Annotated in this window: 8 protein-coding genes; 6 read left to right on the forward strand and 2 right to left on the reverse strand. The window is 52.3% G+C overall.

Features of this window, described 5'->3' with window-relative positions; translation table 11 throughout:
• Positions 1–242: 242 nt before the first annotated feature.
• Positions 243–416 carry a hypothetical protein gene (locus BLU18_RS14975; RefSeq protein ID WP_176791250.1) on the reverse strand — a complete coding sequence of 58 codons (174 nt, stop codon included), beginning with the start codon at positions 414–416 and terminating at the stop codon, positions 243–245.
• Positions 417–821: 405 nt separating this feature from the next.
• Here BLU18_RS14975 and BLU18_RS13435 point away from each other — a divergent pair, with 405 nt between their 5' ends.
• The 6 genes from BLU18_RS13435 (at position 822) to BLU18_RS13460 (ending at position 8,004) form a co-directional block, all read left to right on the forward strand.
• Positions 822–1,175 (forward strand): hypothetical protein, encoded by a 354-nt coding sequence (locus tag BLU18_RS13435; protein WP_092635745.1) that lies wholly within the window; start codon positions 822–824, stop codon positions 1,173–1,175.
• The gene (locus BLU18_RS13440; protein WP_092635747.1) at positions 1,165–1,848 is read left to right on the forward strand and encodes a hypothetical protein; all 684 of its coding nucleotides are present in this window, start codon (positions 1,165–1,167) and stop codon (positions 1,846–1,848) included. Before BLU18_RS13435 ends, BLU18_RS13440 begins: the two co-directional genes overlap by 11 nt.
• Positions 1,845–2,636 carry a hypothetical protein gene (locus BLU18_RS13445; RefSeq protein WP_092635749.1) on the forward strand — a complete coding sequence of 264 codons (792 nt, stop codon included), beginning with the start codon at positions 1,845–1,847 and terminating at the stop codon, positions 2,634–2,636. The genes BLU18_RS13440 and BLU18_RS13445 overlap by 4 nt, the downstream gene beginning before the upstream one ends.
• A complete protein-coding gene (locus BLU18_RS13450; RefSeq protein WP_092635751.1) occupies positions 2,626–3,792 on the forward strand; it encodes a hypothetical protein in 1,167 nt (388 codons plus the stop codon). Before BLU18_RS13445 ends, BLU18_RS13450 begins: the two co-directional genes overlap by 11 nt.
• A gap of 104 nt (positions 3,793–3,896) precedes the next feature.
• Positions 3,897–4,118 carry a DUF8139 family protein gene (locus BLU18_RS15295; protein WP_092635753.1) on the forward strand — a complete coding sequence of 74 codons (222 nt, stop codon included), beginning with the start codon at positions 3,897–3,899 and terminating at the stop codon, positions 4,116–4,118.
• A 79-nt stretch (positions 4,119–4,197) separates the two neighbouring features.
• Positions 4,198–8,004: a helicase-related protein gene (locus tag BLU18_RS13460; protein ID WP_092635755.1), complete on the forward strand. Its 3,807-nt coding sequence runs from the start codon at positions 4,198–4,200 to the stop codon at positions 8,002–8,004.
• Positions 8,005–8,012: 8 nt separating this feature from the next.
• Here BLU18_RS13460 and BLU18_RS13465 read toward each other — a convergent pair.
• Positions 8,013–10,319, reverse strand: a 2,307-nt coding sequence (locus tag BLU18_RS13465) for an Eco57I restriction-modification methylase domain-containing protein (protein WP_092635757.1), incomplete at its 5' end; no start/stop codon positions are given.

Genomic DNA, 10,319 nt, shown 5'->3' on the forward strand with positions numbered 1-10,319 from the left:
AGCCGGAGCTAGACGATTTGTTTTCTTTGTCTCTAGTACGGTTACGGTAAGGTAACGTACAACATAAACTTTCGCATTTCTAGTCACAAGTTAGACGATTAGGTGTTCACCCTCTCTATCGTGTATATCTGCCACAATCAGCTATTTTGCAGTCCCTCTTGCTGTTCACCCCTCCCCGCCGTCACGAGTTTACAACTCGAAAAAGGGGGGAGGGGGTTGTCAGGTCCAGTCCGTGATACCGACTAAACGTGTTCCGTTGAGTTCTCGTCGGATGTCGTTCCGGTCCCAGTCAAGAGGTACCATATGCTCTCCACAGCTCTGAGGAGCTCCGTCTCGTAGTACGAGGGATTGTCTGACTTGATCTCCTTGTGGGCCAACGTGACCCGTTCTCGCGATGTCTTCTCGTCGTCGACCATCACGCCCTACTACAACTTCGGAAGGATACGCCTTGCTAAAAGCGGCCGAATTCTCGAAGCAGAGAACGGGTACTGCCCTGTAGTCATTGCGACGTCCGTCTCTACAATTAGGGCATCCGGGACAAGCACCTCGGCCTCTGGCGTAACAACCACTCCCGAACCTACTACCGCGAAATGACCATCCTTGCCCACCAACTCCACGACCATGTCCTCCAACTCGCCCGGGTACCGAGTATTTTTACGAGTGTATCTGCGACAGCGAAGTGAAAGAGACCTGGGTAGTGGGTGTTTCTGGGTGATGACCGTGTTCGTAGAATTGTAGAGAGTACTACTTCAGATACGGATTGATGATTTTGTTTGGACAGAGACACAAGATTTTATGTCAGTGGCTTAATTCTCCGGGGTATGGATGATTCATCGGAGGATATTGATCCGATTAAGCGTTCGCCGCTCTGGGAGTTTGTGAAGGCACATGAGGAGGAAATGCAGGTTGGTGGGGATTCTCTTGATTATCTAAATGCGCAGCTTGAGGAGACGACTCGTATTGTGTGGCAGTTAGCTGCAGAGAACGCACGGGATAGGAATGCCAAAACGATTCAGGAGGACGATGTCCGGGAGGCCTTTCGAGAACTCGTTCACCCTCATATGATGCTGCTGGACGTGACCGAGATGTTAGATCGCTACAAGGGGGAGTTCGAATCCTTGGCGGAGGCTGATCCAGTCTTGCCGTCGGACGGAGGTGAGAGTGATGGCGGATAATACCTACATTTTCCGGGAAGACTACCGGACGGAGGATATGATTAGCCGTATCCGAGTCGAACACTTTCGGTCAGAGGAAGAGGAACTTGTGCAAGACGTTTTAGAGGAAGCAGATCTAGGGCGGGCTTACCTACTGGAACACGAGAAGCAAGATTTTCTTGGTGAAATCAAAGACCGGGTAGGAGACGAACGATATGACGAGTTTATTGAAGCGATGTTTGAACAATATGGAGAGAAAGGTGACCAGTTCAATATCCAGTTCTATGTGGTTGATGATATCGTCTATGACGACCTCGTAACGCGTGCTGAAGAGTTAGGTGGAGAAGAACTCAGACAGGTCGAGAGCGAGGAGTTTCGACGTCCTACGACCTTAACTAAGGTCCAGGCGAATGATGAGGCCCGTATCGTTGATTTACAGTTTGAGGTTGTCGATCATCCCGAGAATATCGATGCAGAGGGACTGGAAACGGCATATACAGCTGAAGGAGAGATTATTGATTTGAGCGAGACTGAGTTAGAAGAGGCAGAGCGTTTGATTCGGGAAAATCGGTACATGATGGAGGTGCGCGCCCATGCGGACGATGGCATCGTCGCCGTATCCAATTCGGTGGGCCGGAATCCGATCCGAAAGGAAATGAAGAACGCGGTGAAGCGATGGGGGGTACAATCATGAGCCAAGCCGAGTTATCGCTCCGGGAAACCGAGCTGCTCCTGTTGCAGAACTTGATGCGGGGTGACAACTCTGGACTCGATTACGAGGAATTCCGCGACTCGAATGTCAATACAGCTCGGTATCGAGGTGACCGTGCTGAATCACTGTATGGGTCTCCTATCCTGGAACCAGCACGGGAGGAAGGCCGCATCACACAGGTCCGGTTCTATGTCGATTATGATGATGGGACGATCGAGAAACCAGTGCAGGTGCGGGCCTATAGCGACGGTCATATTAGCACCACGAAACCGACGCAGGAGGATTTCCTCAATGAGCTTGAGCAGCATTTAGCAGCCATTCGGGAGCACCGAGAGTTCCTTGATCCGTTGGATGATCTAATTGACGAGTATGTGTATCAAGCATTTCGAGGCTCGTTCGCTTCGCCGGAAGATATCCATCGAGAACGGGTGAACCGGGCCTTCAGGAATCTCGTCAGTGACTATTTTGACGAGGATGACTACCAAGATGAAGAGCGGCATATCTTCGAGTCAATCATCGCGTGTCTTGGTATCGAACTGTCCCGACTCGATCTGACTGCCGATACCTACCCCGATGTGGATGAGGATGAAATGATGCCACGTCATGAGGGATATATTGAGGATTTCTTCGAGAATTATGCAGTAACGGCAGACGGGATGACGCGTCCCGACTTTGAACTCCTTTCAAGCCATCTACACCACATGTTAGGCCAGCGCTGGGAATCACCACTTGAAATCATTGAGTACGCGATCGAAGAGTATGCTCTCTGATGAGGATGCGAGGTTCCTCAACCGGTGTCTCAGTGAGGTACCATCGCATGGTGCTGTCACTGATTATCAGTTCTTCGAGCCGGAAATGGAGGAATTTCTCTATCAAGCCGGTGTTGATGAGACCGATCTGAGCTCTGGGTGGCACGCCTTCTTCACTGCCGAGGCACGAGACGTATGCGCTTCTTGCCGGTCAAGTGTAGCCGAGTGTAGTTGCACCGACCCGAATCATGTCGATACAATATATTTCATCGATCCAGATTATGTGTTTCAGGAATGGGCAGAACGGATAGACCAGCATGAGTGGTTTAGTGAGACAACGACGGAGTCCATCGACGACCTCAACAAGCGTTTAGTCGCTGAATCAGATAGCGTCGGAGAGGTTGTATTCCGGGTGTTTTTTGATGGGCAGCGGTTGGAAAACCACTCAGCCGATCCATTGAAAAAGCGGTTCCCTGTCGGATTTGTTAACGCCGTACACTGCCAAGATGAGGAATACGCCTTTTTTTGGACCGAACTCCTTGAACACCGATTCTGGAGTAGTTTACATGGCGATATTGTTCAATTACAGAACCCACTGTCGCTCCGTCTCTGCCGGCTTAACACCGACGCAGTGAGCATCAGTACGGAAGAAATCGAAGACGAACTACAGGCGCACTTCGACACCCAGGGCTGGGATATCTCAGAACATCCACAGCTTGTCTGTCCCGACGTAGATGAGTATATCAACATTGATCAGGTTGACTTCGTAGCGACTGCCGCAGAAGAGGCCCACGCATTACTGTGCAAATGTGATTCAGATCCAGATCACTGGCACTTCCATTACTTCGATGATGGGCGACTAACTGACGTCACCACTTCAGATGAAGTCACCGAAGCACGGGATGGAATGCGTACAAACATCACCAGGTACAATAATCTTTCAGACAGTCGCCAAGACTTAGGACCGTTTGTCCGGTTCTTCGCTATCATACTCGGCATCATCAATCTCGGTCCACTCGTCCAGTTCCTTCAGGTGATGGACGTCAGTCTCACTCCACAGCAAACTGTACTAACATTCGTCGCTACATTAGGTCTCAACCTGATCCTCACGCTCGCCCTTGTGTACTTAGCACTCTGGCCCGTCTATAAGCTCAGGACGTTTGATTGGTCTATATAAATCGATTCTCTACCGTCTCCGACGACAGTCGGGCTAATAATCGGTGCAACCGTTATGGCTGGTTCGATAGGGCTATTCTGGATGCAGAGCTGATGACACCTACTATGAAACGATTCGATATTGGAGACACGGTCCGAATCGATATCCCGGACGAGACAGATCCAGATCACGAGCGCCTACATGGACGTCGAGGAACAGTCGTTGAGATCATCTCAGACGATGCGGGAGCTGTGACTAATGATCAACGAGAGGGCTATCTTTTTCGGGTTGAAATCGCCAATGGTGACACCGTTGACGTCCGCTGGCGGGATCTTCGACCAGTTTGACGGGCTATTGTCTAGTGCCACCTCTGTAGGGAGGTCACTAAACACTAAGTTCGCGTACTGAATACATCTCGGCATTACGATGCTCTCGCTTCCTCCGCTTGTCGATAACGCCAACAGAACACTAGAAGACGCTTACAAGCGGATTATTCCCCAGATCGAGGAAGGCCGTATCGCAACTGGCTACTTTTATCTCTCAGGATTTGACCTCTACCGGGAAGACCTTGAAAACCTGGCTGACCCCGATGAGCTCGACCACGCTCCGCTTCGGATTTTGATGGGTCGTCAGACGAATAGGGGAACTGCTGACGAAATCGGTGAGGGACAGAATCTCAAAGAGGAACTCAAAAGAGAGGTGAGAGAAAGCATCTCGGAGCTGAATAACGCTCAGATCGGCCGACTAGACCGGCTACGAGACTTTATCGCCGAAGGCGAGGTGAGCGTCCGTGTGCGAAATCCTGAAAATGGTTACTTCCACGCAAAGGGTGCATCATTTCGAGCGCCACTCGAAAAAGACGAAGATTGGGGACACGACGGGGATGAAGACACCCGCCCATGTGCTACAGTTGTCGGCTCCTCGAACTTCACCAAGAGCGGCCACCAGAACAACATCGAGCTGAACCTCACGAGTCAGGATCGACACAAGGCCGAAGCGTTCGAGGAGTGGTACGACAACCAGTGGGCCAACGCCGAGGAGTTCAGTGAGGAGATCATCCAAATCATCGAGAACAGCGAGGAGTACCAGGACTGGAAGGAACAGCAGGAGGACGAGTCCGACAAGGAGACGTCATCCGAGGAGCTGGGCACGTATCTCCAACCGTTCGAGCTCTACAAGCTGCTCGCCTACGACGAACTGAGTGGGAACGTCAACATCCGTGACAGCCCACTGTACTACTTCCAGAAGCTCGGGTACGAGAGTGCAAAGGAGAAGCTCTCCCAGTTCAACGGGTGCATAGTCTCCGACTCCGTCGGCCTGGGAAAATCATTTATTGGCGGTGAACTCCTCCACGACTACCGCCAACGTGGCGACCACTGTCTCCTCATTGTCCCGGCCAACCTGACTGATCAGTGGGAAGACCTACTCCAGAACGACACTGACGAAGACGGCAATCCGTACTTCGGGTTAGAGGTAGACGGCACGCACCTTGACGTGATGAGTATCAGCAAGTTCCAGAATCTCCCCTACGACGAGGTGCAGGACCTCAAAGACGAGTTCGACGTCCTGCTTATCGACGAGGCTCACCGGTTCCGGAACTACGGGAAATGGCGACCGAATCCGGACCACGATGATGACTACAAGGGGACGCGACGACACGCGAATCTCAGGCAACTCCGCGGAAAGACGATGATTATGCTGACCGCGACCCCGATCAATAACAGCGCTACCGACCTAAAGAACCTCATCAGCTTGTTCACCAGCCCGGAGGAACTTCGGAACAAGGCGTCACTCGACTTTGATGCGTTCGACGAATATATCGAACTCTCGGAGACACGAAAACGCATCGCATCCGGGAAAGAGGAGGTCGGCGACGACGAACAGCAAGAAATCACCGAGCAGCTACAGCGACACTCTTCTGAAATTTCGAATATCCTGAACGAAGTGATGGTTCTCCGGACGCGCAAGCACGTCAAAGACCAGATACAGGACAGCGAAGACTTCGAGATGAGCTTCAAGCCGCCGAAACTCAACAAGCAACAGTACTCCCTGCCGGCGGCCTACCAGCCAATATATCGGATGCTTCCTGACGTGATGGACGCCCTCCACCTACCCCACATCACAGTCAAAAACCCGAAAGCAGGGAGCACGCTGAAAGCTCTCTACAAGCTGAACCTCCTCAAACGGCTCGAGTCCTCAACGTACGCGTTCGTCCAGTCGATCGAGACGCTGCATCAGAGCGAACGCCAACTCCTCGGCCTTCTTGGTGAACTCCCCGAGGACGAAGACATCGATATGCTCCGAACTGTTCGGGAGGGGGATGACTCTGAACTCGGTGACTTTGTCGAAGGAGCCGACGCTGCTGAAGATCTCGAACAAACACTCGAAGAATTCGGTTTCGATACCACCGCTATTCAATCGGAAGAAGGAGCTGATACCGAGGGAGATGAACTGGCAGACGCCACCATCGGCGAGGTGAAGACGTACATCAGGGAGGACCTCACCCTTCTCTCGTATTTCCTCTCGCAGTTCATCGGCGATGTCGCCCGTGATGCGGGTGATGTGAGCGATTATGCGGTTTCTACGCGGCAATGGCTTGCTGACCACGACGCTGGTGTCCTCCCCGATATTCCTGAAGAAGAGGTGAATCCGATTCTCTACCCGAATAGTGACCTGAGCGAAGTCGACCCTGCCACACGCGACTTTTACGAGGCCGTCTTTTCACTCCGCGAGTTCCGTGACCCGAAGATCGACCGACTTGCAGATGTCCTCACTAATCACGATCAGAAGGTGCTCATCTTCACGCAGTATCGGGCAACTGCAGACTACGTCTATCGAACCCTCTGTGACAACGCGGACTCACCACTCACAGAGGCGAACAGTGCCGTCGTCAAGGGTGGTGACGAGAATAAGCAGGACATCATTCAACGCTTTGCCCCCGAGGCGTCAGGCTATCAGCAAACGCTCGCCGAGTCGGGGGACTCAGAGCTACAGTACGTAGTGGCCACTGACACGCTGAGTGAAGGGGTTAATCTTCAGGACGTTCATGTGGTGGTCAATTACGACCTGCCGTGGAATCCGATGCGGATTGTCCAGCGTGTCGGGCGAGTCGACCGGATCGGGAGTACCGCCGAGAAACACGTCCACAACTTCTACCCGGACGGCGACATCGAGGCGGCGATCAAGCTCCTGAAACGCCTGCAGGCAAAGATCAACGATATCGCGCTCATCGTCGGAAAGGAGAACAACATCCTCGATCCGAACGAAGACCAGATTCTCGAAAAGACAGGTGTAGACACGGAGAAGACTATCGGGGAATTACAGGTGGACGAGATCGAGGACTCCCTCCAGAAGTCCCGGGAAATTGACGACGTGAATGAACTCGACGACACGAGCAAGAATCCGCTCCTCCGCAACGCTGGGAGTAATGAACACGCTGCGTTCGAGCGGTACCTTCTGAAGCGAGAACTGAACGAGGATTATGACCTGACTGCGGAAGACTTCGAGTACGCTGAGGACTTTTTCGATGACCCGCCCGAAGAACGGGAATTCCTCTACACGAATGTAACTGACCACGATGCCGGTCCTCGTCCGGGCGTATTCGCCCTTGCCCACCTCTGGTTCGACGATGATAACCACGAGTCCCCGCTTGGTCGCGTCCGTCGTGCTTTCTACTACAAGCCCTTCGCCGACGAGGTCAAAGAGCGGCCCGTGAGCACGCTCAACATTGACCCTTCAGTTGACGGCGACCCGATCACCGAAAATCCAGATACGGTGTTGTCGAACCGTGAGGAGATTCAAGCAGTGCTTGACGAACGTCTTGAGGTAATTCGAGAAGGCCAGGTTGAGGGAGCCTTCAAACAGGGAGAGGCCTTCTCGAAGGAACAGGAGACAATCCTCGATTTCATCAGTCACTACGTTCAGCCGAATTACGGCGATGAGCCGGCCCCTGTCGAAGAGTTCGAAACGCTAGGAGAATGGGCTACCGATATCGAAGAGCGGCTGCAGGAGGTAAAGCTGGCGAACACAGATGAAGACCGAATCCTACGAGAGATCTTTCGCCAGAACGAGCAGTACGACTCTTTCCCAGAGTGGCCAACCGGGGAGTTCCTCAGTCAGCTTGAGGAGTTCTTGGAAGAGAACGTCGAAGCCTCTACTGAATACCAGACAAAACTGATGGGAGAGAGTGATGTACAAGCGAAGCTCGTATGCTGGGGGGTTGTCGGACAATGATTCGGGAGCTACGGTAGGGGCCCCTTCTGATCCAGCAGATCATATTTCTCCAAGACCAGATCGAAGTACATCTCGTCCATCAGCTTCGGATTCTCAACACGATGGAAGTCGTCGAGGACAAACTTCACGTCACGACGTTCCAGGCCATACGCGTGGAATGCGGCCGCGTCGATTTCAGCCTGTAATCCTCTGCGCTCTTGATTTTCTATCGCTGCCTCGATTCCGCCGAGTCGCTCACGCATTTCTTTGAATTCTTCACCGTAACAGTTCAATCGGGCAGCTCGTTCAGCAATATAATGGAACCAGTCATCTCCGTCGGTGAGGCGTGGTAGCTGGGATTCCAATAGCTCGCGCTTGACGATGTGCGTCTCGACTTTAGTTCGCATCAGGAAATCGAACGCAATGCTGTTCAGGAGTCCCGTTGCCACGAAGAGTTCTTGATCCGTAAATCGCCGGACGTAGGGTGACCGAAGTGGGGACTCTGTGAGGTGTTCCTCTTCCGGCTCAATAGCGAACGGCTTGAACGTGTTAATGGTGTGGAGACAGATGACGTCCTTCGGAAGTACCGTCGCTATTATCGTCCGCTCGTCTCGGGATCGAGAAACGTCTCGAATGCCGATTCGGTATTCAGTGCAATCGAGCAGGACATCTTCTTCCTCAAGTCCGTGACCACGGTGTTCTTCAAGCAGTTCATCTACGAATTGAACCTGAGACTTGCTCGTCTCTGAACCTCCAAAGGCGTCGTATATTGCTCGCTTGAGGTTCCCCCGGTTGAATTTTTTCTCTCGAACACGGTACTGGGCACTATTCGATGGATCGTACATCCCCCGACTCCAATACCGAGGGTTGTCCAAACTCTCTGTGTGGGTATTATCGTGTTCGAATTGGTGGATGTTCGCACCCCCATATACTGGATAATCAGCATTCTCAGGGGAATCTTGCAATCGGTCTTTATCGGTGGACTCGACGAACTCCTTCGTCAACATATCCACAGACCAAGCACCTTCGATATTCTCATCTAGAGGTGACTGAGTGACTACCTTGCTGAGGACATCGGCTTCGACTTGTGATGTGATCGAGGGGAAAATTCTACCCTCGGGAGAATAATTGAGAAGCACTTGACGCGGGATTTCTGCGGCCACGTCCTCAATATTATAGACCACGTCCATACTCCGTTGATTGAAAATACCCCGGAGTCGACTTGTCTTACCACCATACTCAAATGTCAGAATGGCAAATCGGTACTGCCGATGTATCTGCTCAAAGATTCCCTTATTTTCGAACCCGATGAGGTTCTCTATGTCTGTATGGTCCAGTAGATGCGTTCGGAGGTCTTTCCCCATCACCCCCCCGAAGATAGTCCCCGGGAGGAGCAGACTCACCCTCACGCCGTCTCTGGAGAGTCTGAAGACCCGTTCTAGAAAAAGAGCCGAAAGTTCGTTCTTTGTCGGCATCGTCCGACCGCCCACCACCGGAGATTGGAGCTTGTAGACATCTCCCTGCGTGAAGAAGTCTGCTTGAGTTTCCATCGATTCCTTGTAGTCCTCCCATTCCCACGCAACTTCAGGGCTTGAGAGGAGGTCTTCCATTACACCGTCCTTTTCCTCCGACGGATAGGTACGGAACTGCTCATCGTAGCGGATGAAGAAGTCGTCGCGATTCGCGTAGAGCATGTCCCATGGTGGGTTCCCGATGAACACGTCGAATCCACCTTTCTCGAAGACGTCGGCGAATTCCAACGGCCAGTGGAAGGGGGACCACTCCCGAATTTCCTCGATCGTTATGTCGTCGAAGCCAGCGTCTTGGAATTCTCGCCGAAGGATTTTGTCAAATTTGTCCCGGTGTTCCTCTATTCTGTCTTCTGCCTCCTTCCGCCATTCTTGAGCTTCAACACTGGTCTCCGCTTTCTTGTGCTTCTTGATGGCCTCTTTCACGTCCTCAAAACGAGTTTTCACTTCCCAAGAATCGAGATCGCTGTCTCCGTCTTCGTTACTCTCGATATCCGTATCGAGTTGACCGATTAGGCTGTTCCCCTGCCGTACGTTGAAATCGATGTTGGGGAGTGGCTCCACCTCGCTCGGTTCATCCTCGATATCAGCGACCATCGACAACCAGAGCCTGAGCTTGCAGATCTCCACAGCACCTTCGTCGATATCGACTCCGTACAAATTGTTGAGGATGGCCGTTCGCTTTGCGTACAATGATGAGGAGCCTTTTCCAGACTCGATTATCTCTATCTCTTCTCGCGTTCTGGATTCTAGCTCCCAGCCTTGCCCTTCAGCTTCGAGCCGCTGGAAATACTCAATGCATTGCAT

This window comes from Haloplanus vescus (assembly GCF_900107665.1).
Lineage (GTDB): Archaea > Halobacteriota > Halobacteria > Halobacteriales > Haloferacaceae > Haloplanus > Haloplanus vescus.

What these genes read in the sequence shown, in the direction of transcription:
- BLU18_RS15295 (WP_092635753.1), top strand. Translation starts at nt 3,897, where the DNA reads ATGAAACGATTCGATATTGGAGACACGGTCCGAATCGATATCCCGGAC.
- BLU18_RS14975 (WP_176791250.1), bottom strand. Translation starts at nt 416, where the DNA reads ATGGTCGACGACGAGAAGACATCGCGAGAACGGGTCACGTTGGCCCAC.
- BLU18_RS13440 (WP_092635747.1), top strand. Translation starts at nt 1,165, where the DNA reads ATGGCGGATAATACCTACATTTTCCGGGAAGACTACCGGACGGAGGAT.
- BLU18_RS13460 (WP_092635755.1), top strand. Translation starts at nt 4,198, where the DNA reads ATGCTCTCGCTTCCTCCGCTTGTCGATAACGCCAACAGAACACTAGAA.
- BLU18_RS13445 (WP_092635749.1), top strand. Translation starts at nt 1,845, where the DNA reads ATGAGCCAAGCCGAGTTATCGCTCCGGGAAACCGAGCTGCTCCTGTTG.
- BLU18_RS13435 (WP_092635745.1), top strand. Translation starts at nt 822, where the DNA reads ATGGATGATTCATCGGAGGATATTGATCCGATTAAGCGTTCGCCGCTC.
- BLU18_RS13450 (WP_092635751.1), top strand. Translation starts at nt 2,626, where the DNA reads ATGCTCTCTGATGAGGATGCGAGGTTCCTCAACCGGTGTCTCAGTGAG.